Source organism: Chryseobacterium sp. CFS15 (assembly GCF_031118795.1).
Lineage (GTDB): Bacteria > Bacteroidota > Bacteroidia > Flavobacteriales > Weeksellaceae > Chryseobacterium > Chryseobacterium indoltheticum.
Window position 1 is genome coordinate 88,706 of sequence record NZ_JAVHYL010000006.1, and the last position, 21,882, is coordinate 110,587.

21 protein-coding genes are annotated in these 21,882 nt (G+C 33.4%); 8 read left to right on the forward strand and 13 right to left on the reverse strand.

The genetic code is table 11. From position 1 onward, the window contains the following. Nucleotides 1-36: 36 nt before the first annotated feature. The 11 genes from OH814_RS11335 to tssO (OH814_RS11385) form a co-directional block, all read right to left on the reverse strand. Nucleotides 37-819, reverse strand: coding sequence for a hypothetical protein (locus tag OH814_RS11335; protein ID WP_308828227.1), 783 nt, complete (start codon nt 817-819; stop codon nt 37-39). Beyond that, nucleotides 816-1,217: a hypothetical protein gene (locus OH814_RS11340; protein ID WP_308828228.1), complete on the reverse strand. Its 402-nt coding sequence runs from the start codon at nt 1,215-1,217 to the stop codon at nt 816-818. The genes OH814_RS11335 and OH814_RS11340 overlap by 4 nt, the downstream gene beginning before the upstream one ends. Before the next feature lie 226 nt (nt 1,218-1,443). Then, nucleotides 1,444-2,646 (reverse strand): hypothetical protein, encoded by a 1,203-nt coding sequence (locus tag OH814_RS11345; RefSeq protein WP_308828229.1) that lies wholly within the window; start codon nt 2,644-2,646, stop codon nt 1,444-1,446. A gap of 1 nt (nt 2,647) precedes the next feature. Continuing rightward, nucleotides 2,648-3,103 carry a M23 family metallopeptidase gene (locus tag OH814_RS11350; protein ID WP_308828230.1) on the reverse strand — a complete coding sequence of 152 codons (456 nt, stop codon included), beginning with the start codon at nt 3,101-3,103 and terminating at the stop codon, nt 2,648-2,650. A gap of 52 nt (nt 3,104-3,155) precedes the next feature. Further along, nucleotides 3,156-4,187 carry a hypothetical protein gene (locus OH814_RS11355; protein ID WP_308828231.1) on the reverse strand — a complete coding sequence of 344 codons (1,032 nt, stop codon included), beginning with the start codon at nt 4,185-4,187 and terminating at the stop codon, nt 3,156-3,158. Further along, complete coding sequence (locus OH814_RS11360; protein ID WP_308828232.1) at nt 4,168-7,452, reverse strand: peptidoglycan DD-metalloendopeptidase family protein; 3,285 nt, start codon at nt 7,450-7,452, stop codon at nt 4,168-4,170. Before OH814_RS11360 ends, OH814_RS11355 begins: the two co-directional genes overlap by 20 nt. An 18-nt stretch (nt 7,453-7,470) precedes the next feature. Then, a complete protein-coding gene (locus OH814_RS11365; protein ID WP_308828233.1) occupies nt 7,471-7,974 on the reverse strand; it encodes a DUF4280 domain-containing protein in 504 nt (167 codons plus the stop codon). Between the two features lie 93 nt (nt 7,975-8,067). After that, complete coding sequence (gene tssR, locus OH814_RS11370) at nt 8,068-10,467, reverse strand: type VI secretion system protein TssR domain-containing protein (protein WP_308828234.1); 2,400 nt, start codon at nt 10,465-10,467, stop codon at nt 8,068-8,070. Between the two features lie 47 nt (nt 10,468-10,514). Then, nucleotides 10,515-11,426 (reverse strand): PKD domain-containing protein, encoded by a 912-nt coding sequence (locus OH814_RS11375; RefSeq protein ID WP_123885911.1) that lies wholly within the window; start codon nt 11,424-11,426, stop codon nt 10,515-10,517. Between the two features lie 38 nt (nt 11,427-11,464). Next, the gene (tssO, locus tag OH814_RS11380; protein WP_115620083.1) at nt 11,465-11,983 is read right to left on the reverse strand and encodes a type VI secretion system TssO; all 519 of its coding nucleotides are present in this window, start codon (nt 11,981-11,983) and stop codon (nt 11,465-11,467) included. Nucleotides 11,984-12,006: 23 nt separating this feature from the next. Further along, nucleotides 12,007-12,537, reverse strand: a complete 531-nt coding sequence (tssO, locus tag OH814_RS11385; protein ID WP_308828235.1) for a type VI secretion system TssO — start codon at nt 12,535-12,537, stop codon at nt 12,007-12,009. A 179-nt stretch (nt 12,538-12,716) separates the two neighbouring features. Between tssO (OH814_RS11385) and OH814_RS11390 the strand changes: the two genes are divergently transcribed. The 7 genes from OH814_RS11390 (at nt 12,717) to murC (ending at nt 19,318) form a co-directional block, all read left to right on the forward strand. Further along, nucleotides 12,717-13,388: a response regulator transcription factor gene (locus OH814_RS11390; protein WP_076562704.1), complete on the forward strand. Its 672-nt coding sequence runs from the start codon at nt 12,717-12,719 to the stop codon at nt 13,386-13,388. Nucleotides 13,389-13,529: 141 nt separating this feature from the next. Further along, nucleotides 13,530-13,820 (forward strand): HU family DNA-binding protein, encoded by a 291-nt coding sequence (locus OH814_RS11395; protein ID WP_034674127.1) that lies wholly within the window; start codon nt 13,530-13,532, stop codon nt 13,818-13,820. 293 nt (nt 13,821-14,113) lie between these two features. Next, entirely contained in the window at nt 14,114-15,673 is a 1,560-nt protein-coding gene (locus OH814_RS11400; RefSeq protein WP_076562706.1) for an Rne/Rng family ribonuclease, read from the forward strand. A 392-nt stretch (nt 15,674-16,065) separates the two neighbouring features. Next, nucleotides 16,066-16,695 carry a CoA pyrophosphatase gene (locus tag OH814_RS11405; protein WP_076562415.1) on the forward strand — a complete coding sequence of 210 codons (630 nt, stop codon included), beginning with the start codon at nt 16,066-16,068 and terminating at the stop codon, nt 16,693-16,695. Between the two features lie 28 nt (nt 16,696-16,723). Continuing rightward, complete coding sequence (locus OH814_RS11410; RefSeq protein ID WP_076562417.1) at nt 16,724-17,530, forward strand: 1-acyl-sn-glycerol-3-phosphate acyltransferase; 807 nt, start codon at nt 16,724-16,726, stop codon at nt 17,528-17,530. 6 nt (nt 17,531-17,536) lie between these two features. Beyond that, entirely contained in the window at nt 17,537-17,971 is a 435-nt protein-coding gene (locus OH814_RS11415) for a hypothetical protein (RefSeq protein WP_308828236.1), read from the forward strand. Between the two features lie 9 nt (nt 17,972-17,980). After that, a complete protein-coding gene (murC, locus tag OH814_RS11420) occupies nt 17,981-19,318 on the forward strand; it encodes a Mur ligase family protein (RefSeq protein ID WP_308828237.1) in 1,338 nt (445 codons plus the stop codon). 98 nt (nt 19,319-19,416) lie between these two features. Here the strand turns inward: murC and OH814_RS11425 are convergent, their stop codons facing one another. Together OH814_RS11425 and OH814_RS11430 are read right to left on the reverse strand one after the other, a co-directional pair. Further along, complete coding sequence (locus OH814_RS11425; RefSeq protein ID WP_308828238.1) at nt 19,417-20,142, reverse strand: hypothetical protein; 726 nt, start codon at nt 20,140-20,142, stop codon at nt 19,417-19,419. 125 nt (nt 20,143-20,267) lie between these two features. Then, nucleotides 20,268-21,320 (reverse strand): nitronate monooxygenase, encoded by a 1,053-nt coding sequence (locus OH814_RS11430; RefSeq protein WP_308828239.1) that lies wholly within the window; start codon nt 21,318-21,320, stop codon nt 20,268-20,270. Between the two features lie 107 nt (nt 21,321-21,427). Between OH814_RS11430 and OH814_RS11435 the strand changes: the two genes are divergently transcribed. Continuing rightward, nucleotides 21,428-21,862 carry a GNAT family N-acetyltransferase gene (locus OH814_RS11435; RefSeq protein ID WP_308828240.1) on the forward strand — a complete coding sequence of 145 codons (435 nt, stop codon included), beginning with the start codon at nt 21,428-21,430 and terminating at the stop codon, nt 21,860-21,862. Nucleotides 21,863-21,882: the final 20 nt, after the last annotated feature.

Here is a 21,882-nt window from a genome sequence, read left to right on the forward strand (position 1 = left end):
TCGGCTTTCTAAGTTTTTAGACATTCACTTTGATCTCTACTTTTTCTTTAGCTTGTAGGTTGTAATTTCACCCGTGGTTTTATCAAGTAAATCGCTGGTCAGAATAAAGTCATCATTTTTTCTTATAATTGAAAATTTTGAATCGTTGTTATCTTTTTCCTGTAGAATAATTTTGTTTGGATTATTATTCAGGATAATTAAATCTTTGTCAAAAGTCTCATCATAGCTATCTAATCGAAAGGTCGCTTTATTATCTTTAATATCAATATAAATCATCGCATATGCACGTGGATCAGCAGATTCTTCTTTGATCAGAAGAAAATTGCATTCATATTTCCCATTCCAGCTTTTACTTATTGCACTATTTTTTAATATGAAATCCCATTTTTTTAAAACTTTATCTTTACCGAAAAATAAGACTGAATACCTGTCTTTCTGATTTTTTATTTGGACTTTATTATTTGCAGAATTATAATCAGTAAATTTGAATACATCAACTATTTTGTATCGTTCCTGATCTTCATTTAACACCAACTTTTCTATACTGAACAAATAATCTTCTTCATTATTTTTTTTATAAATAGAATACGTTAAACTATCATTTTCATGTATTTTACCTGACTTAAGGAAAGTGTAGGTATTGAGTTCATCCCCCGAATAAAATTCTTTTCCTACATAAAGCTCATCCTTATCCTCGATTTTACTAATTTCTTTAGGAAAACTAGCTTTCGAAGGAGATACTTCTTTCGTATTTTGCTCTTTACAATTAATTAGGATTAATATTAAAAAAATCCACTTTAGTTTTAAGATTATTTTCATATTACTAAAAAAATATCCATATTTTTGACTTTAGACTGTTTATTATATATTTTAGTGCAGTTCTTTTTTGTATTGCTTATTACTTTCGAAAGTTCTGCTATGGATTTTTTCAAATCAACATTAATATTTTGACTGCACTTTTCCGTATAACCATCCTGCCATGATTCAGATTCGCTTTGAATTTTTTTTAAAATAAGCTTATTATTTATACCCGAAACAAAATAGGTATTCTGAAGATATCCTCTATCCGGAAATTGGGTAATAATTTCGAATCCTTCTTTCGTCTCTTTAATATCAGTTATCTGATTTCCTCCGTCTTCAGAAAAGTTAGTCGATTTTAGAGCCAAATTATAATTACTGACTTTATCTCCTAAAAATAACAATAATTCATCTCCCAAATAACGATTATGACTCACAATTTATCTTTAATTCCATCTTTGTTTACATCAAATGTTTTAATGAAATAATCTGTATTGTTAGTATATTGATTAAGATTTATTGTTTGGACCTTTTCAGTATTATTGGCTTCTACTCTATCATTTTTCAGAATTGGCTTCTTTTGACAATTGGCAAGTAAGAAAGAAAATAGTAATACTAGAATGGTAATTTTATTCACAATTTGTCTCAATTTTTATTTTTCAACTTTTTCAGAAATGATTCATTAACGTCCTGAAATTTGATCTTGCCGAGATTCTTTTGAGTCCAGACTTTAGAAGGTATTTTTTTATCATGATTGCTTTTATCAAAATATTCTTCTCCATATTTATATAAAAAGATTTCATTGTTTTCTATCTTAAAAGTAGTAAAACCATTTACTAAAACATTGTAATCATAACATGTCTGTGCTTCAATCGTAAAGTAGTTATCTTTTACAACGATATTACTAAAGCCCTCAGAGGCACACGTATTTTCTACAGAATAAATCAAGTTATTATTTTTTTTCCATAATTCAAATCCGCTGTTAGTACCCTTAAAAATTTTTATTGGCAAACGGAAATGTTCCTGATCAAATTTATCATTTAAAGATGTGTTTTTATATATCTCAATCTTATCTTTAATACCATCTCCATTTAAATCATGGATAATCTCCTTAACTGTCGCCATAGAAATTTTACTTTCCGGTGAATTTCCCTTCGCAATACTTTTAACTAAATCTTTTAAATCAATTCTTTGTTGTCTTTTTAAGTTCTTCAATTCCATATCCGGTTGCGTAGTTTTTCCTTTAAAAAAAACAAAAGGTAACTCTCGCTGATTATCAGGCATCGTGTGATCGTCATCTCTCGGATAATTATTATCTAGAGAAACCAATAATTTTTTATCTTGATCAACTGCTAATTCTCTAATATCATTGGGATAAGCCCAAAAATTCTTATCTCCGTATCTCTCATCTTTCAATCCTGGATTAAAATATAATTGCAGAATCTCGTCATTATTTTTAATCTTATAAATTGCATAATCTACCCCATCTTCATATCCTTGTGCTCTTATGACCTCTTTTTTATTATTATCATCTAAATCTGCAAACCATTTATAATTAATGGAAACAAAAGGATAAGAAAATTCATGAATAAGATTTCCATTTTTATACCAATATTCAAAATATTTCTCAGAAAGCGAGTCGACTGCGGTAACAATCAATTCGTCGTCAGGATCATTATCTATATTAATTTTCTCCTGTTTTTCAATTTTTAAGTTTGAAGGAATATTTTTTAATATATCGGTTTTAACTTCATTAATCACTGCCTTCTGATCAGCCTGTTTATTCTGTTTACAAGAGAAAAATATTGAGAAAAGAAAAATGCTGTAGAATATTTTAAAATTTATCATATTAAGTTCCTGTTTGAGTTGTTTGATTTGGATTAATATTTACAGCCCTTCCTAATTCAGGAATTTCTGTAAGCGGACTAAATGAAGGTTTAGACATTTTTGCTTTTCTAACTTCAAAATGTAAGTGAGCCATTTTTGCAGCCTGACCATTAGCATTTCCTGTCTGCCCGGTTTTACCAATAGGGTCACCAGCTTTCACCTCACCCGTGACATATTCTGAAAGGTGACAATACATTAGAAAATATTTTTGACCTTTATAATTACCTTCTAGGAAGATTCGATGTCCGTATCCAGTAGGATCTTCCTGATATGTGATTGTTCCGTCGATCGAAGCGTATATTGGTGTACCAACAGGGGCATAAAGATCTAATCCATCGTGCTTTCCACCGGTTCTACCATGGAAATCACTTTTACCAGGAGACCATTGTGTTTCTGAATACCAACCTCTCAAGACCATTGTATCTAAAGGTTGATGCCATGCAGAATCTTGTTCACCACCACTGCATTCTTTAACATTTTTCTAATAAAATTGGATTTTCTCCATCACTTTCTCTAATTAATGAAAAATCTTTGCCTGTATAATCTATTTTTTGTTTTTTAATATTATATAAACCTTCCCAATGCAGTTCTACTTTACCATCTTTTTTTATAAAAAACTTCCCTATTATTTTATCTTTTGATATTTCCGATTCTGTTATTCTTAATGAAGTATCTACCCAATCTTTTTGGTCAGCTATTTGTTTAAATTTTAAAATATATTCATTCTCAAATCGCTTTTCGACTTGTACTTTTATATATATAGAATTTCCGTACAACGAAATCAAACCTTCATCTTTATTTATATTAAAAGTTGTAAGTCCATTGTCACAACTCACTGCCCATGATCCTTTTAAATCCGAAGGAAAAGTTTTTTCTTCATTGACAGCTTTATTTTGTTTTAAAAATAAATTTGGAAAATGTGAAATAAAAAAGTTATTATCTGCATAAGGAGGTAAAATTTTAGATGATTTTTTTTTCACTAATTCCCATTCATTAGTTTTTAAATTATATAAAAATATTTCTGCAATAGCATTTTTTGTTAACCAGATACTCTCCAAAGTACAGCCATCTTTTGAATCCAAGTACTCTTTTTTTATAAAATAAGAAAAAACATTATATGCATTTAGATTATTTTTTATTAAAGCCTCAATTTTTTTATTATCTTTTTCAAAATCATAAGTATTAAAATCTTCCTTTTTATAATAATCATGTGACCAAAATAATTGTAAATCTTTTTCTTTAGGCACAAAATGAACACTGAAATATCCTTCGTTTTTACAATCTAAATAACTGAAATAGGGATGATCAGATAAATTTGATTCATCTATAGCTAAATTATATGTAGTAAAATATTTTTTATTGAAAAAATCAATTTGATCTTGATTAGGTTTTACTTTTTGTGTACTTGTTATTGTTTGAATATTATCTTTTGCAGTTCCTTTGCAAGACATTAACAATAATATTCCTATTGCATATAATAGTTTACTTAATTGCATTTCCATTAGTATCAAATTTTGTTTTCATATAATCTTCCGGCTGTAATCTATCTTTGCCAAAGAAAGTCACTAAGCCTGCTCCATCAGCACATGCTTCAATGTGAACATGCCAATTCTCTTTTTTAATTCCCCTACCTGAAACACCATTTGGCAAACTACCATCTGAAGCATTGCCCGTCGATCCAGAAAGAGCAATTTTTTCTCCATGTTTTACTTTTTGCCCTTCCGTAACATAAACCTCATCTAAATGGCAATATAATATATATACTGTATTACCATTTTTATCTTTTGATTTTACATTAACAACATTTCCTAGCTTCAAAGATCCATATTGGTTGGTTTTAAAAGATGTTACAATTTTTTCAACCGTACCACACATTATTGAATGTACATCTTTGTATGTAGAGCCGGATAAAATATCAATTCCTTTATGACCTCTTGTACTACCATATCTATTATTATTTTTCCCTCCGTTATCACTACTTATTTCTGGATTTTCCCAAACATCGGCATAATTAAAACACTGAGAAGAATCAGGAGTACAAGCTTCTGAAGATTCCTCTTGTTGACATTCTCCTACCCTAAAAGCATCATATGTTTTTTTAAAATAATCTTTAGCTGCTTTCCATTTAAACCCACTTTCTCCAACTACTTTTTGTCTTATTTTTTTAAAATCATTATCACTGCTTGTTTTTGAAGTGATTGTGTCTGCTAACTCCCATATTTTATGTTTTTCCCAATAAGCAATCGCTGTTATAACTGCATAGTCAATTTCCTCTACTTTTTCTGGATGGCTGACTAATTTTTCTTCTCCAGCATTCGCTTGTGGTAAAACATTATATTCTACAGGGAAAATTTCTTTTATAACTTCAGAAATCATTTTGTAATTTCCTCTTCCGGTAATTTGTTTCAGTCCCCTTCCTCTAAACTTCCAACCATCTCCGCTTGCCTCATTCCCATTTCCATTATCATAACCATTTCCTAAAGCATACAAATAATTATATAGTCTGGTTTGTGGACGGTCTAAGCAATATGTAGACAGAAGACCATTTCTTTCTAAAGTTCTAGCCCTATCTCCAAATGCAGATTTTGCTGAATCTACAGAATGATTTATTTTACCTTCAATAATCCAATCTCCATGTATACCTAAGGTTTCCACTCCAACTTGTGCAAAGAAATGTGCTTTGCGTAAACACGTATTCAGATGGAGGTCTTTACCTTCATCTTTTCTTTGTTTTATAAATTTATTTAAACTATCCACTATTTTTTGTCTAAAATCTTTTTGCTTCGAATATACATCAAAAGAATTTTCTATATCTTTTAAAGTAATTTCGGCTTCACATCTAGGACACTTAGAGCCTACCTCAAAATAAGCCCCATCCGCTTTCAAAAATTCTTTATCATGTTGTTTTTCTCCTTGGGCTTTGGCTTGAAGATAAAGAAGTTCTTTTTCTTTTTTATAAAGCTTAAACTTAATTGTTTGGTCTTTTTGATATGTTTTTATCTCAAGAGCTTTTTCGATATCATCAATGTAAGCAGTTTTACCATCAGCTATTTTTTCATTATTCGTATTTCCATTTTTTGCGTTTTTCAAAATGGCTTCTGCAACTCTTTTTTTAGAATTTTCATCGGTAACTTTATTTTCACCACCAAATTTGTAAGTGTATTCCCCATCTTCTTTTCCTTTAGAAATCTTCTCTTTCCATTGTTTCAGTTCATCACCAGATTTCGGTCTCAGATGAACAGGAATTTTCACCATTCCGTTTTCTATTTTCCCTGTGAACTCACTTTTTTCAGTTCCCGGAACTTCTCCTGTGGTCGGAGTAGCCTGATCCATTTGTTCTTCACTAATTTCTAAAATTGGTAAAACAGCGCCTGCAGAACCTTTAATTAATCCATCTTTTTCTTTAATGATAATCGTAGCCTGTTTGTCACTGAGACCTGAACCTGCTGTTTTTGCCACCAAATATAATTTTGTATCTAAAGGTGCAGAGGTAATTTTCTTTAATTCTGCTCCCAGTTTAAAGGTTTGGAAACTTATTTTTTCATCTTTATTGTAAACCTCTCTGGAGAGAGCCTGTTTAATGGCTTCCAGAGTTGTATATTCTTTTTTGTCTGCCAATGTTTTTACAGCAGGCTTTCCAAAAATAATTTTTGCGATCTTTTCTTTTTCTGCATCAGTAGCCGTTTTATTGCCGTTGCTTCCAAACTTATATTCTAAAGTTCCGGCAGCTTCACCTGTTTGCTTGGTGTATTCTTTTTTAGCAAAATAAGCATCCAATAATTCTTCCACCGAAGAATCTTCTACAATACTTACCGTTTTCCCTTCATTAGACTGCGGAGTCGGTGGCTGATCAGCTTGAATCGTTCCCTGAGCTTCCTGATAATCATGTAATTCTTCAGATGGATTTGGACTCTGACCAGCCACTTGCCTTTCTTCCATCTGTGATGCCGGTTTTTCTGCAGCAGGAGAATTTTCAGCTCTGGGTTGAGCATTATTTGATGAAGTTTCAGGTGTTGATTGAGGCGGAGTACTAGGATTATTTGCTGGTTGCTGTGGCCTTGATTGAGGAGTTGGCGCAGGTGTATGCAAAGGATTATTTACATTGACATTATCTGTTGCATGTTTATTGTGCGAAAAATATTCTACGGTGACATAAAACTCAAGTTGTTTGAGATCAGTTTCTCCCTGCATTGCCTTTTGCATCAAAGCTCGGGTAAGCATAAACTCGGCTGTAGCAACTCCGGTTTTGTCTACGGTAGCTTCTTTAGTTTCAATTAAAAGATTTTTTGCATCATGTCCTTCTCCTGTTGCATCATCTTCCCAAAGAGTAAATTTTAATTTTTTACCATTCAAATTCACACATTGAGCGCGAGCTCTCATTTTTTCTCTAAAACTGAAAACTGTTCCCGGTGAATCATCCACATACTGAAGTTCTACTTTTTCAATTTTCGGAACAACTTCAGGTTGAGGATTGATTTCAATTGTTGATGCACCTTCTCCTTCAGGCTCAAAAAGATAGGCTTCTAAACGATAGGTATGCTTTTGTGCAACTTCTCCGAAAGTAAAATTCCCAACACCCGTTTTCTTGATATTGGTTGTCGTGAATCTTCCGTTGGATCTTTTTTTAAATAATTCCCAAGTAACATTAGCCGGATTTCTTTGGTTTTGTGGTGTGGAAGGATACCAATCTGTAACTGTGTAAGTAACCGCCTCCCCCACTTTTGGTGAAGGATTTCCGGATATTTTTGAAACTCCTTTTTTAGACATTTCAGGAAAGTTTAATGATTAATAAGCGTCGATTTCGCTTTCCATTACTGTTTCTTTGAAGTCATTCACATCCACAAGAGGATTTACATGCCTGATTACTTTTGCATCAGCATTTTTCACATTCTTTTTACTCATTTCACCACGTTGCCCGTGATCTTTAATCGTAATTTTCCCACCTGTTGTACATTGCAGTTCAGAAACTTCTGTCACACATTTTTTGCCCATCACCAAAACTTTTTCGTAAGTTTTTTGCCATTTTCCGGCTGGAGCATAAGCACAAGGAAGATAGCCACCCGAACTGGGTTTTAATTTACATTTTCCAAAACTTGGCCCTGATGGATCAAACTGAAGGTCATCTTCTGTAACGGCTAAATAATCTGCATTGCCGGCAGAATCATTCCAGAAATGTTTGTTGTGAGCATTGACGATATGCTTAGGAAACTGGTCTCCTTGGTTACACTGGCATGTTCCTTTTTGAACGACGAAGTGTTTACCATCATGAGATGATGATTGAGTAGACATAATGTGATGTTTGGTACTCAAAGATAATAAAAAGTATTCTAACATAAAAAAAACGGAAAATTAATTTTCCGTTTTTTTTTATATCATAACTAATTAATGTTGAGTATATTCCGGCTCATCTACAGGAAGCATTGTTGGCATAAAATATTCGTTTAGCCAATAGAATTCCTGCCCGTTCTGCTTAATTTTCACCGCAGGATTATTTCGGTATGTAAGCAATCTGTCTGCAAGATCTTTGTAATATTTAAAATAAGTTCTAGCCTCTTCATTAGTGATAATATCAGATTTCATCCAACCTTTAAGCATAAATTTTGACATTTTTTCTTCGTCAGAATTGTCAAAACCTGTACTTACACCCACTGCATAAGACATCGGTTGCTTATATAATTCTCCTTTGTCTAAAAACTTAAGCGTAGGATTGTATTTTTTTAATAATTTAATGTATTCTCTGACCGCTCTTCCTTGCTTAAAATCTGTTCTTGCAGCACCCGTATTTTCATAAACTTCTTTGTAGAAAGCTTTTAGCTGATCATATTCAGATTCTGAAACAAGAATACCTTTTTCCATATTCTGTTTATAATCCATCAGTTCTTTAGGAATATATCCTTTCGCTAAAAACGGGTTACCATAATTGATAAGCTGAGCTGCAATACCTGCAGGAACAGGATTCGTCAATCCCGGATACAGATATTTATATTTGAAGTCTACTTCCGTTTTTCCTGCACCCACCGAAGAATGAAAACGTTCATTCAAAGATTTATCAATCATTTCATTATCATAAGTCACCTGAGCAATCAGACTATCTACAGATTTCACCAAAAGACCCGGTGCAGTAATATCTCCTTTTTTAGGAAAGATTACGAATCCCTGAGCCATACTTTGTTTAGGAAAGTCTAAAGAAAAGAAACCTGCATCTCCTTCTATCAGATTAAAATTATTCTTGGTTAAGACCTCACTTTGATTGATAATTTTCTGCTTTTTTAATTCAGCGACATTTTTGGCCGTATTGGTCACAACATTCTCTGAGATTAAGACAAAATCGTTGTAAGTATCGGAAGAGCGAGCATTCGTCTGGAACATTATAAGCCTTGCCTGAGCCTGCGTTAATGATCCAATCACACTATACATATTTCCGCTTCGGTTGGCAGAAGTACCGATAGTAACTACAATATTAGCTTCGTCCGGAACATCAGAAAGTAAATTTCCAGCGGCAATCAAACCTTCATTTACAGGCTGATTCCCAATATTACTCGGACAATTCATTTCATTCATCTTATCTTCAATAAATGCCATTACCTTATTGTAATCTTTACTTAAAGGTGACGGAATCACATTTTCTCCACAAGAATTATTTTTATATAAAACAACTCCGTATTTTACAGAATTAAAGTAAGTAGGCTTTTCAAATTTTAACTGAAGATCCTGCAAAAGTGAGCTTACAATTGGTATGTAAGGCTTATTTGCTTCACTTATATCGACAACAAAAACAATATTTATTTTCTTGTTTTTTTCAATTATCTCTTTGTAACGGTCAAAAATAATAGGCTCTCCCAGCACATTCTTAACAAAGTTTTTACTGTAGTCTAAAACATTGGTAAAATATTTCGTTTTCACATCTGGCTTTGCTTCTTCGTTTAAGGCTAATGTTACAGGATAAATATTTTCAAGAGGTGGTCTTTTATTGACATCTGTCAACAGAACAGCGGTACGATTTTCTTGATCAGCAGCTCCGGGAGAACCTTCATGAATTCCTAACGTGGTTTCTTTTATACCTGTTGGGTTTTTCATTTTCACGGCAGAGCGCTCTCCCCAGGCCGAAATTACATTAGAACTCACCCAACCGTATAAGCCTGTACTTATACTGTCCATATCGATTCTGGGCTTTTTCCCGACTAAAAAACGTTTGTTATTTTCTGCTTGCTTATAAACGTACACCATTTGTCCGTTTGGAATTTTCACATCGGCAGCCTCAATAAGGCTTGGCGAATTGAAAACCATAATAGAGTCGTTTTTATAATATCTTTCTGCACTTTTTATAACATCAGGATTATTGGGAACAACTGCTACTCGAACGGGATATCCGGTTTTTTCGCTTTTTAAAGAGTTACTCCAAAGCAACAGATCAGATTCTGAGATCCAGCCATAGGTTTTTATTGATTTTGACGAAACTTTTTTCATTAAAGCATCAGGAATATATTCTGCTACTTTTACCATTCCGTCTCTGTGTTTTAAAACCATTAAAGGTTCCAAAAACTTTACTTCTTTATATGATTTCTCATCATTTTTATCGAGGTAAGCTGTATTTCTTGATCGGTCTGAAATAACGATCCAAGGTGCAGATTTTTTTGGAAAACCATTGATTACAGACGCATTGTCGATCTGCCCATATTGTTGTGGCTCAGGAGTTTTTTTTGACGGTAATTTTACCTGACAGCTCGTCAGTAAAACTGAAAGCCCGATGTAATAAGCCGCTAGAGGAAATTTATTTTTCATCTTAATTTTCTTTATAATTGGTGTGATGCCCGATAACGAACAATTTATTATTTGCTTTGGTTGATGTCAACTTTGGTTACACAAGTCATTCCGTCATCAAAATTCAATTTTACAGACTGTATCACTGTATTTTTATCAAACTGAAGACCCGCACAATACAGGTAAAAATTATTGACTTTGCTGTCGGCAACTTTTACAATTGTATTTTCATTGTTACACAGATAAGTTTTCAAAAGATAGTTGTAATGCATATTGAAGCTGTTACCATTCGCAATCTGCTGCAGATGATATTTAAAATCATTATCTTTTTTAGCATACAGTTCGTCTAAAGTCGGCTCTTCGTCCTGCATAGAATTATACGCCTGTAAAATCTTTATACGATGCTGAATTGGCTCTAAATCTTTCTCCGTGTAAAGCGTAACTACATAATCTCCCGGTTTTTGAAACGCATAAATAGCTAATTTGTCTTTAGCATCGATTTTTCCGCTCTCACCAAACCTCCAGGTAAACTGCGTAGCATCTGAAAGGGCACGAAACTGCACATTTTCATATTGCATTGCCTGAGTCTGAGCATCAATTTTAGTTACCGTGGCTGCGCTGTCTTTAGGTTTTGGTATTCCTCTTGAAGAAACTATGATCGGAAAAGATTTAGAATATTTATTATCAATAATCAAGGTTACATTATAATAACCCGGCTTAGTGTAAAAATGAATTCCTTTATCTTTTTCTGAAGTCTGGCCATCCCCAAAATCCCATTTTTTGAATTTCGCAAATGATGTTTTATCATTGAATGTTAACGTATCACCAGTAGAAAGTGTAGAGGGAAAAACTACTCCTTCAATATCATCTGCCGAATGAATGACCTTTTTTTGCAGCCACAATGCAACGAGTGCAGCAATAAGCAATGTGACGATTACACCAATAATGATGTTTTTCCTGTTCTTTTGAAAATAGTTCATAGTAAGTTTTTGTGATGTGTTTTGTATATTTTTTGGTGTTATCTCGGGTTTAAAGAATTATTCCGTTCTCTCAGGGTCTGGCTTTTTTCTTTGTATCCCAACTGGCATTCTTCAAACTGTTTTTCAAATGTTTTGGTCGTTTCGTTCATCTTCATAATTCTCTCTTTATCAACCATATTCATTTTGATAAATTTTCCTATTTGCGGGAAAGCCATTTTTCGTTGATCATGGACCACAACATTCTGAAATGTGTTAGCTAAATCCTGTATTGCATATTCAGCATCGTTTCTTTCTACAGGCTGTTGAATTTCCATAGAAAGTCTATTAACTCTTGCTGAGGCTGTATCAATTAATTTTAAACCTATTTTCTGCTGCTGATCAAACTTTACTTTCTGATCTAATATCTGCAATGCATTAGTATCTGCCTCAGAAAATGGAGATGAAAAACCCTTCAGAAAAATAACTCCCAGAAAGAAAAGAGCAACAATAAGCATTAATATGAGGTAAAAAAATTGGTAATGCTTTTCTTTTTTTGATAATGTAACTTGTCCCTGCATAGTTTCTAAACTTTATAATGTAATTATCTTCTGCGCCCTGTAAATTTTCTGGAGGGATCTATTCTCATCTTGTTGCTGATCTGACTAGATTTCCCCTGACATTCCTGAACATCGCGGATGGCAATCTGCTGTTTGGCAGAAACAGTCACAATCTGACTTTTAAGATTAAGCATCGGCTTAATTTTCTGCATTAAAACGGCATAATGCTTTAAATTGGTAGCACTGTCGGTGCCCATAATTTCCTGAGCTTCGCGAACGTTATCTAGAATGTAAGTACGCAAATAGTTATCGTTGTAAGCTTTATCAGAATCATAAAGCTCCATTCTTGCATAAATACTGTCAATGTGAGTATGAAGAAGATTATTACGATTCAACAGGTCACGGTATGCACGAACTTCTTCATCAACACCGGTAAGTTGCCTGTCGTAACTCTTAAAAAAGAAGAATACTGCAATAAAAGATATTGCAGATAATATAATAAATGAAAGTATAAACTTCCATATACCTAATCTTACATCGGATTTGTTTAATTTTTTTTCTCTATTAGAAGACATGGTTGTGATTTGATTTGGATTGTGAAAATAGGAAAAAAAACATTTATGTACAAAATTAAATTTAATGCATACAATACTATTCACAATTTTTTAATGTAAAGTTTAATTTTCAGATCCGAAAGATTTTCTTATTTTAGTCAGCAGAATTTTATTTTGCCATACCAAATCACAAAAATAAAATGAGTAAACTACTGACCAATACGGTAAGATTTTCTATTGCCGACAGCGATTTTTATTTTAAAAAAATAATGATCAAAACGCTGTTGGAAAACCCATTCAATATGCTACTCAATGACTGTAATAACGGCCATGAGCTTATTAACCGGATCTACAGAAAGCAAGAAGATGTTTTCATCATCGAGCTGTTTATGCCCGTGCTCAGCGGGATGGAAGCCATAAAGTTTATCCGGAAAAATAATAGTGAAACCCCAATTATCACCTATTCCGGAACTTATCAGGAAGACATGGCAGATATTTTAGATAAAATCCCCAATGTCTATTACTGCCAGAAAAACAGCAATATTATAAAAGACATCATCAAGGGACAAATTACCTCCCAGGAATTTGATTATCCTGCGTATTCTGAAAATTGGAAACAACAGCCTTTGGCAGTTCAGGAATATATGAGTCGTCAGAAAAAAAGTCAGGAAGAGCTTTCTTCGACAGAAATTTTGCTAATGAAATTCTGCTATGAAGGTTTCAGTAATAAAGAAATTGGTGAAAAGCTCAATCTAAGCACACGTACCATCGATACGTACATCAACAGACTTACAGAAAAACTTGGTTTAAAAACAAAACTGCATCTCATTCGCTTCTGTGTAGAGAACGGATATTACAATTCCAGCATGTAAAAAAAGCACTCTTTTTAGCGGCATACTATACTAAAGATAGAATTCTCAGTAGTTTATGTGAAACATTTTTCGCGTGAATTTGCTACTATTCAATTTTTTTAACTAAATTTGCACACCTAAAATTTAAAATTTACAAAGGAAATGACAAAGGCAGAATTGGTAAACACCATCTCAAATAAATTGGGGACCGAAAAGAATGAAACACAGAAAGTTGTAGAAGCTTTTATGCAGGAGATCAGAACTTCTATGTACAATGGAGACAATGTTTACTTAAGAGGTTTTGGATCTTTCATAGTGAAGACAAGAGCAGCAAAAACGGGAAGAAACATCTCTAAGAACACTGCAATAGAAATTCCTGCACATAACATCCCTGCTTTCAAGCCATCAAAATCTTTTGTGGAGAAAGTAAAAACTAAGGTTGCAGTAAAATAAAGAGAAATAATTAATATTAACGAGTTACTAAAAAAAATTTAAACATTATGCCAAGCGGAAAGAAAAGAAAAAGACACAAGGTTGCAACACACAAAAGAAAGAAAAGAAGAAGAGCGAACAGACATAAGAAAAAATAATCTCCTTCGGGATTTTTAGTATAATAATATAGTTGGTGTTTTTAATTTTTTAATATTCACCGACTATATTTTGTTATGTAAATAAGTAATAAGTTGAGCAAATGAGCAATCATTACCTCAAATTCATCACCAATCTTTTTATCTTTAATTTTAAAAATGAAGAAAGAACTAATAGTTTCGCATGAAGATGATCTTACAAAGATTGCTTTGCTGGAGGATGGAAGACTATGTGAACTTCATGAGGAAGAAGACAAAAATGATTTTGTAGTAGGAGATCTGTTTATAGGAAAAGTAAAAAAACTTGCTCCCAACCTTAATGCCGCATTTGTAAATATCGGATACGACAAAGATGCATTTTTGCATTATCAGGATTTGGGACCGCAATACCTTACTTACCGAAAATTTTTAAAAGATTCGGTATCCAAAAAGCAGGTTTCATCAGGCTTGAAAAACTTTGAGATTCAGCCTGAAATCGACAAAAACGGGACTGTAGATAAGATCATCGCCAAAGATGATATCGTTTTATTACAAATTACCAAGGAGCCAATCTCCACAAAAGGACCCAGAATTTCTACCCAAATTTCTTTAACAGGACGTTTTTTGGTTTTGATACCTTTCGACAATAAAGTTTCAATATCAAAAAAAATAAGCAGTTCTGAAGAAAAAATAAGACTTCGCACCCTGATCGACAGTATAAAACCGGAAGGTTTTGGAGTCATCATCAGAACAGTAGCAGAAGGAAAGAAAGTAGCTGATCTCCATAATGATATGAATCAACTGATTCAGAAATGGGAGAATACTTTTAAGAATATTCAGAAAAACAAAGTACCTTCTAAAGTCTTGAGCGAAGATGATAAAGCTTCATCGATCTTGAGAGATAACTTTAATCAGGATTTTGTAAATGTCTTTTGCGATGACGAGCAAATGGTAGACGAAATGAAAAATTATCTGGAAGTGATAGCTCCGGAACGAAAAAACATCGTTCAGTTCTATGACTCCCATATTCCTCTTCTCGAATATTATAATGTAGAAAAACAGCTTAAACAAAGCTTTGGAAAACATGTAAATATTCCTAGTTCAAAGGGCGCCTATCTGGTGATAGAACACACAGAAGCGCTGCACGTAATCGACGTCAATTCCGGAAATAATATTACCGCCGGAAATAGTGCCAATAAAGAGCATGCACTGCATGTAAATAAAATGGCAGCCACAGAAATAGCAAGACAATTGCGTCTTCGCGATATGGGAGGCATCATCGTGATCGATTTTATCGACATGACCAATCCCGATCACAGAAGAGATTTGTATGAGCATTTTAAAACAGAAATGAGCCGAGACAAAGCACGTCACAAGATTTTACCACCAAGTAAATTTGGATTGATACAAATTACAAGACAAAGAAACCGTCCGGAAAAACAGATCGACACCAAAGAAGAAAACCCCAACAAAGATGGAGAAATAGTAGCTCCGATCGTAATTGTTGAGAAAATGGGAGACACCATCAGAACCATTATGCAGAAAGAAAAAGGAAAACTTTTCCTGCATGTACACCCTTTCGTAGAAGCTTACCTTACTAAAGGTCTTAAAAGCATCCAGATGAAGTGGTTTTTGAAGTATAAAAAATGGGTCACCATTATCCCCAGGGATTCTTTCAAGTACTTAGAATACAAAATCTACAATTCTAAAAAAGAAGAATTGAGCGGATATTCTAATTAAAAAAACATTCTACAACCTCCAGTTTTCTGGAGGTTTTTTTATTTTCTGATAAAATATTCTAATAATTCAACGCCTTGCACAATTTTCGGATACCGTCATGTCAAATAAATGATGATTTACGTTTTAGTATTTCGTAGTTAAATGAATCGAAGATTCGACGAAGTCAAATACCTTTGTTTATCTTATTAAATACATTTATTATAAAAACTTTGTTTTTCCTAGCGATAAAAAATACAAGGAAAAACAAAGAATTATAAGTAAATACTGACATCAAGTTAATTCATCCTTTTTCTCAAAAATCACATATAAATACATTTATTTTGTTGAGAAAATTATCTTTAATTAACATTTTTACGCTTCCTTTCTACAAGATATATTACTAAATTTGAGCTATGGAAAGTTTTGGTAAAGATCTTTTAAGAAAAATAAAAAATGCAGGATTGGCCGGCGCCAATGCCCACGGAATTTTCTCACCTCCTTCACGTCCCGTATTCACCTATGATCAGGTTTTAGAGAAAAATCCGAAATTTGCAGCCGTAAATATCGTTTTATATCTAAAAGATAATGAGTGGTACTTCCCGCTGATTGTAAGATCCGAAAACGAAAGAGACCGCCACAGCGGACAAATTTCTCTTCCCGGCGGAAAGCGCGAAGAGCTGGATAAAGATTTTGCCCAAACCGCCATCCGCGAAACTTCAGAAGAAATAGGCATCGAAAAACATTATGTGAGAATTATAAGGGAGCTCTCCCCTATTTATATTCCGCCAAGTAATTTTTATGTTTATCCTTTTATTTCGTATACCAAAAAAAATCCTGAATTTATCCTTCAGCAAAGTGAAGCTGTCGAAGTGATAGAATTTCCTATCACCTCATTCTTAAACTTACCAGACAGTCCGGAAATTATGGCACTTCCCGGAGCTGGCGGACATGAAGTTCCGGTAATAAATTTTAACGGATACATTATTTGGGGAGCCACAGCGATGATCCTGAGCGAATTCAGCCAGTTGATTAAAAAAATGTAACTTTGCAACTATTATGTTTAATTGAAAAATGGCGAAAAAGAACATTTTTACCGATTCATTCGGAACACCTTATTTTTTAAAAAGATTAATCATTTTCATTCTGGGAATTGTTTCTTACAGAAGATTCAATGGCTTCAATAAGCTAAAAATTACCGGAACCGAAAATTTGCTTGATCTTCCGGATTCTAATGTACTTTTTGTATCAAATCACCAAACCTACTTTGCTGATGTTGCAGCAATGTATCATGCATTTTGTGCCGTAAATAATGGGTATTTAGATACTATAAAAAATCCTATTTATCTTTTAAATCCAAGAGTAGATTTTTATTATGTTGCTGCCGAAGAAACGATGAATAAGGGTATTCTTCCAAAAATATTTAAAATTGCAGGTGCAGTTACTGTAAAAAGAACCTGGAGAGCGGAAGGTAAAAACGTCAACAGAATGGTAGATCTCGGTGAGATAGACAATATTATGAAGGCGCTAGACAATGGTTGGGTAGCAACATTTCCGCAAGGTACTACTGCAGCTTTTGCTCAGGGAAGAAAAGGAACGGCAAAATTGGTTAAAAACCAGCGCCCGATTGTAATTCCTATTAAAATAAACGGCTTCAGAAGAGCCTTTGACAAGAAAGGACTTCGTGTAAAAGTAACCGGAGTAAAACCGACAATGGAGTTTAAAAAACCCCTTGATATTGACTACGACAAAGAAAATGCACAGCAGATTCTTCTTAAAATAATGACGGCCATTGAGCAGACCGAAGATTTTAATATTCTCCATACTTATGATGAAGAAATTAAGGCTAAAAAGTCTGAACAAAATAATTCACAAAACTAAACGACAATGAAGAAGATTTTAGGCGTACTTTTAATTATTCTCACGTCACTTTCTTGCAACAGTCAGAAAGTTTACCAGGACTTTGATATCAGTTATTCTAAAAGCGGAGGTTATGCTCCGTCTTACGAAAACCTTTTGATAAAAGGAAATGATGCCCATTATTCATTAGAAGGACAAGGCAAAAAAATCAAGAAAAGTTTCAAAGTATCTGATGACGATCTGAAAAATTTGGAAGCGACCCTTACAAAAAATAATTTCAGAAAAATTCAGGAAGATCATAAGAAGGTTTATGATAACGTGACTACATCGATCAACATTAAGAAAGGTGTCAACGAAGGTAGCAAAAATGACGGAAGCATGATCATGCCCAATTACAAGACCAATTGGCAAAACATTACCGCTGAATTTCAGAAACTCATCAACAATAACGTAAAAAACTAGGAAAATAAATTGAGAACTCATTTTATTGCTATTGGCGGAAGCGCAATGCACAACCTTGCAATTGCACTTAAAGATAAAGGATATCACGTAACAGGTTCGGATGATGCTATTTTTGAACCTTCAAAATCAAGATTAGAAAAAAAAGGAATTCTTCCCGAAGAGTTGGGTTGGTTTCCTGAAAAAATCACGTCTAATATTGATGCTGTAATTCTCGGAATGCACGCTCATCAAGACAATCCCGAATTGGCAAAAGCAAAAGAATTAGGTTTAAAAATATATTCTTATCCTGAGTTTCTTTACGAACAATCAAAAAATAAAACCAGAGTTGTCATCGCCGGTTCTCATGGAAAAACAACCATCACCTCGATGATTCTTCACGTGCTTAATTTCCATCAGAAAGATGTAGATTATATGGTGGGAGCTCAGTTGGAAGGTTTTGACTGCATGGTAAAACTGACCGAAGACAACGATTTTATGGTGTTGGAAGGTGATGAATATCTTTCCTCTCCTATCGATCTGCGTTCAAAATTCCTTTTATATCAGCCAAATATCGCTTTAATGAGCGGAATTGCATGGGATCACATCAATGTTTTCAAAACATTTGACGATTACATTGAGCAGTTCAGAAGATTTGTGGCTAGCATTACGCCGGGTGGAGTTTTGGTGTACAATGAAGAAGATGCAGAAGTGGTAAAAGTGGTAGAAAATGCTGAAAATTATTTCAGAAAAATCCCATATAAAACCCCAGAATACGAGATCAGCAACGGAAAAGTACTTCTGAAAACCGAAATGGGTGATATTCCACTTTCTGTTTTTGGAGCACACAATTTATTGAATCTTGAAGGTGCAAGACAGATTTGCCATACGTTGGGAATCATGGATGAAGATTTCTACGATGCTATTATGAGTTTTAAAGGAGCTTCAAAGCGTCTCGAAAAAGTTGAAAGAGAAGATAAAGGAATTCTTTATAAAGATTTTGCACACGCTCCGAGCAAAGTAAAAGCTGCGGTGAAAGCATTCTGCGAACAGTTTAAAAATGAAAAAAAATACGGTTTTCTTGAGCTTCACACCTACTCAAGTTTAAATCCTGTTTTCCTTGAGCAATATGATCACGCCATGGACGGATTGGAGGAAGCCATTGTTTTCTATTCTGAAGATGCTTTAAAAATTAAAAGAATGGAGCCGATTTCTCCAGATTTAATCACAGAGAAATTCAAAAATGAAAACCTGAAAGTGTTTACGAATGCTGAAGAACTTCACGCCTATTGGGATTTACTTGATAAAACCAAAGGTGTTTATATGATGATGAGCTCCGGTAATTTCGGTGGTTTAGATTTAACCAAATAAGCTATTGCAATCAAAGCAATCTCTTAATTATAACATAAAAAAATAGCTTTCAGTACTTCTGAAAGCTATTTTTTTGATATTGGATTTGATCAATAAAATTACCAAGGATCTTTATTAAGCTTGTAATCATAAGGAATATTCTGGCTAAAATCTGATACATGCCAAACATCCGGTTCAGATTTATATTGAACAAAATCATAAATCACATTAAGCGGCATTTGAATATTTCCCAAATTTCCACGCTCTTTATTAAACGCTGAAACCATTGCCGTAACCCGCACCAATTCTTCTCCCGACTGTAACGGTGCATTATAAGCCGTTCCAATCTGAATATGAGCTTTATATTCGTCCAAAAGTTTACTCACTTCATTTTTATAATGACTAACAATGGCATTTTGAGCTTTTTCGTTACTCGGTTTGTTTTCCGCTAAAATCAGTTTAGAAAAATCTCGTGCTTTGTACCTTTTTATTTCTGCCAAAACCTCATCCGGAATAAAATCTTTATTTTTAATTGCATTTTCCCACATCAATGTATCAATTGGGCTTTCAGGCGCAGGATTTGCAACATCTATTATACCTGACTCAGCAGGAAAACTTGCCAAAATTCGTTTGTTGTTTTCATAATTTGCCCAATCTTCTTTGCTGTACGTTAAATACTGCTGAATTTTATATAGCGGCGTTTCTTTTTCGTTTCGGTATATGTATTGTGCGATTCCTAAACCAAGGATTAAAATCAAAAATAAAATACTGATGACTTTAAATATTTTTCCGACGGATGATTTTTTCCTTGTGATCTTTTCAGGATTTTGTAATGGTGATTTCATTAATTGTGATTTTTGTGATGTAAATTAATATGATGAATTGGTTTGATTTTAGAACTTTGCTGATTAATTATTTCGTTAAATTATTTTTATTCTTAAATCTGCTAAATCTGTATAATCAGCGGGATTTAATATTCCTGAATTAATTTCTCTAAAATAACTTGGGTTGAAAGTTCGCTGTAATTGACAATTGATTGTCCTACCCAAAGATTGACAAACTCAATATTTTTCACCGTTTTTGCGATTCTTCTCATTTCACCGGTCAATTTATTTTGATATGGATAAGGTAAAATATATTCTGAATTTTCAATCGTTTCAATAAATTTATTTTTAATTCCTCTTGCGTAGCGTCCCGAAAAACTTTTCGTTAAAATAATATCTTTTTCATTGATATTTTTCAACCTTTCTTTTTCAAAATCCTGAAAAGCACTTTCATGTGAAGATAATAAAATACTTCCCACCTGAACGCCTTGTGCGCCCAATTGTTTTGCAGCAGCCAACGTTTTTCCGTTATAAATTCCGCCTGCATAAATCAGAGGAACTGTTACAGAATCATAGACCTGAGAAAGCAAAGAAAAGCCGCCGATCTGAGGAATATTTCCCGAAACAAAACTTCCTCTATGACCTCCGGCTTCTATTCCCTGAACGCAAATAATATCAATTCCCGATTTTTCAAGAGCCAAAGCTTCTTCTACAGAAGTACAGGTTCCAATTAAAACTGTTCCGTTTTCTTTTAATTTCTGAATGCTTTGATGGTCAATATTTCCAAAAGTAAAGCTTAGAATTTTACAGTTCTCATCAATAATGGCATCAATTTGTTCATTATAAGAATTGATTTTCAAGCTTTCTAATTCAGGAAGATGAGCCTCCATATTATTTTCCTGAGCCAAGTTTTCAAGATGTTTTTTCGTCTTAGAATATTGTTGTTTTAATTCATCGGTAATTTCAGGAATTTGATGAACAAAAATATTAACCGCAAAAGGTCGATTTGTCAGTGATTTGGTTTTACGAATCAATTCAACAGATTTTTCAGCAGAAAGATCAGCTAAAGCCAACGAACCCAAACATCCTGCTTTTGTAGCAGCTGCAACCATTTCCGGAGTGCTTACTCCAAACATTGGCGCTTGTATAATTGGATATTTTACCTTTAAGATTTCACTGATGGTTTCTGAAAAAAGCATAAGATTTCTTTTACTTAAAATTAGTCAATTATTTTTTTTCTCATCATTCTGAAAACATGATTTTCGTTTTCATTGATTAATTTTTAAATTTAACTGAAAAATATAAAATGTCGTATACGATTAGAATAGCTATTACTGATGACTATCCGAAATTGGTTAAAATTTGGGAATCTGCCGTAAAAGCCACCCATGATTTTTTATCGGAAAGTGATTTTCAATATTTTAAAAAAGTGATTCCTGAACAGTATTTTCCTCATCTTGAAATTTACATTATTTCTGAAAATAATGATCCGAAAGGATTTGGTGCAGTTTCTGACGATACTTTAGAAATGCTTTTTGTTCATAATGATGCTCGTGGAAAAGGATTAGGAAAAATTCTTTTTCAATATTTGTGTGATAAAACCGGTTGTACAAAAGTAGATGTGAATGAGCAAAATCCGCAGGCAATAGGATTTTATGAAAAAATGGGATTCAGAAAAACAGGAAGATCAGACAAAGATGGTTCGGGTAAAGACTATCCGTTGATTCATATGAGTCTGTAATTATCTTAAGTTTAAAAGAT

Bases quoted from the DNA above. Each gene is read 5' to 3' on its own strand.
- OH814_RS11335 (WP_308828227.1), bottom strand. From the start codon at position 819: ATGAAAATAATCTTAAAACTAAAGTGGATTTTTTTAATATTAATCCTA.
- OH814_RS11345 (WP_308828229.1), bottom strand. From the start codon at position 2,646: ATGATAAATTTTAAAATATTCTACAGCATTTTTCTTTTCTCAATATTT.
- OH814_RS11350 (WP_308828230.1), bottom strand. From the start codon at position 3,103: ATGGTCTTGAGAGGTTGGTATTCAGAAACACAATGGTCTCCTGGTAAA.
- OH814_RS11355 (WP_308828231.1), bottom strand. From the start codon at position 4,187: ATGGAAATGCAATTAAGTAAACTATTATATGCAATAGGAATATTATTG.
- OH814_RS11360 (WP_308828232.1), bottom strand. From the start codon at position 7,452: ATGTCTAAAAAAGGAGTTTCAAAAATATCCGGAAATCCTTCACCAAAA.
- OH814_RS11365 (WP_308828233.1), bottom strand. From the start codon at position 7,974: ATGTCTACTCAATCATCATCTCATGATGGTAAACACTTCGTCGTTCAA.
- tssR (WP_308828234.1), bottom strand. From the start codon at position 10,467: ATGAAAAATAAATTTCCTCTAGCGGCTTATTACATCGGGCTTTCAGTT.
- OH814_RS11375 (WP_123885911.1), bottom strand. From the start codon at position 11,426: ATGAACTATTTTCAAAAGAACAGGAAAAACATCATTATTGGTGTAATC.
- tssO (WP_115620083.1), bottom strand. From the start codon at position 11,983: ATGCAGGGACAAGTTACATTATCAAAAAAAGAAAAGCATTACCAATTT.
- tssO (WP_308828235.1), bottom strand. From the start codon at position 12,537: ATGTCTTCTAATAGAGAAAAAAAATTAAACAAATCCGATGTAAGATTA.
- OH814_RS11390 (WP_076562704.1), top strand. From the start codon at position 12,717: ATGAGTAAACTACTGACCAATACGGTAAGATTTTCTATTGCCGACAGC.
- OH814_RS11395 (WP_034674127.1), top strand. From the start codon at position 13,530: ATGACAAAGGCAGAATTGGTAAACACCATCTCAAATAAATTGGGGACC.
- OH814_RS11400 (WP_076562706.1), top strand. From the start codon at position 14,114: ATGAAGAAAGAACTAATAGTTTCGCATGAAGATGATCTTACAAAGATT.
- OH814_RS11405 (WP_076562415.1), top strand. From the start codon at position 16,066: ATGGAAAGTTTTGGTAAAGATCTTTTAAGAAAAATAAAAAATGCAGGA.
- OH814_RS11410 (WP_076562417.1), top strand. From the start codon at position 16,724: ATGGCGAAAAAGAACATTTTTACCGATTCATTCGGAACACCTTATTTT.
- OH814_RS11415 (WP_308828236.1), top strand. From the start codon at position 17,537: ATGAAGAAGATTTTAGGCGTACTTTTAATTATTCTCACGTCACTTTCT.
- OH814_RS11425 (WP_308828238.1), bottom strand. From the start codon at position 20,142: ATGAAATCACCATTACAAAATCCTGAAAAGATCACAAGGAAAAAATCA.
- OH814_RS11430 (WP_308828239.1), bottom strand. From the start codon at position 21,320: ATGCTTTTTTCAGAAACCATCAGTGAAATCTTAAAGGTAAAATATCCA.
- OH814_RS11435 (WP_308828240.1), top strand. From the start codon at position 21,428: ATGTCGTATACGATTAGAATAGCTATTACTGATGACTATCCGAAATTG.